This window comes from Nocardia sp. NPDC055002 (assembly GCF_053608825.1).
Genome location: NZ_JBSGWE010000024.1, coordinates 1 through 1,517 on the forward strand (window position 1 = coordinate 1; position 1,517 = coordinate 1,517).

Annotated in this window: 1 rRNA gene; it reads right to left on the minus strand. The window is 57.9% G+C overall.

What is annotated here, in order from left to right:
• Positions 1-1,362 (minus strand): 23S ribosomal RNA (locus tag ACWF99_RS33865); the annotation flags it as partial.
• Positions 1,363-1,517: the final 155 nt, after the last annotated feature.

A 1,517-nucleotide genomic window follows, 5' to 3' on the forward strand; every position in this document is an offset into this window, starting at 1 on the left:
CTCGTGAACCGTCCACAACTCGCTTCCACGGCTGCTTCACCCGGCACACGACGCTCCCCTACCCATCACAGCCTCCGTTGGGAGTATTGCTGCAATGACACGACTTCGGCGGTACGCTTGAGCCCCGCTACATTGTCGGCGCGGAATCACTAGACCAGTGAGCTATTACGCACTCTTTCAAGGGTGGCTGCTTCTAAGCCAACCTCCTGGTTGTCTCTGCGACTCCACATCCTTTCCCACTTAGCGTACGCTTAGGGGCCTTAGTCGATGCTCTGGGCTGTTTCCCTCTCGACCATGGAGCTTATCCCCCACAGTCTCACTGCCGCGCTCTCACTTACCGGCATTCGGAGTTTGGCTAAGGTCAGTAACCCGGTAGGGCCCATCGCCTATCCAGTGCTCTACCTCCGGCAAGAAACACACGACGCTGCACCTAAATGCATTTCGGGGAGAACCAGCTATCACGGAGTTTGATTGGCCTTTCACCCCTAACCACAGGTCATCCCCCAGGTTTTCAACCCTGGTGGGTTCGGTCCTCCACGAAGTCTTACCTCCGCTTCAACCTGCCCATGGCTAGATCACTCCGCTTCGGGTCTTGAGCGTGCTACTCAAATCGCCCTGTTCGGACTCGCTTTCGCTACGGCTTCCCCACACGGGTTAACCTCGCAACACACCGCAAACTCGCAGGCTCATTCTTCAAAAGGCACGCAGTCACGAGGCATAGCAAGCTATGCCCGACGCTCCCACGGCTTGTAGGCACACGGTTTCAGGTACTATTTCACTCCGCTCCCGCGGTACTTTTCACCATTCCCTCACGGTACTATCCGCTATCGGTCACCAGGGAATATTTAGGCTTAGCGGGTGGTCCCGCCAGATTCACACGGGATTTCTCGGGCCCCGTGCTACTTGGGTGTCTCTCAAACGAGCCGTACAGATTTCAGCTACGGGGGTCTTACCCTCTACGCCGGACCTTTCGCATGTCCTTCGCCTACATCAACGGTTTCTGACTCGTCTCACAGCCGGCAGACTGTGAAAGAGAGATCCCACAACCCCACATGCGCAACCCCTGCCGGGTATCACACGCATACGGTTTGGCCTCATCCAGTTTCGCTCGCCACTACTCCCGGAATCACGGTTGTTTTCTCTTCCTGAGGGTACTGAGATGTTTCACTTCCCCTCGTTCCCTCCACACTGCCTATGTGTTCAGCAGCGGGTGACAGCCCATGACGACTGCCGGGTTTCCCCATTCGGACACCCCCGGATCAAAGCTCGGTTGACAGCTCCCCGGGGACTATCGTGGCCTCCCACGTCCTTCATCGGTTCCTGGTGCCAAGGCATCCACCGTGCGCCCTTAAAAACTTGGCCACAGATGCTCGCGTCCACTGTGCAGTTCTCAAACAACGACCAGCCACCCATCACCCCGTCCTCACGGACGAGTGCACTGGTCTGCTCGTCCTCGCCCGCCGCGACCAGTCCGGCCTCCTTGCGGCAGTGCTCGGTGTGATGACCGGGGTAGGCCT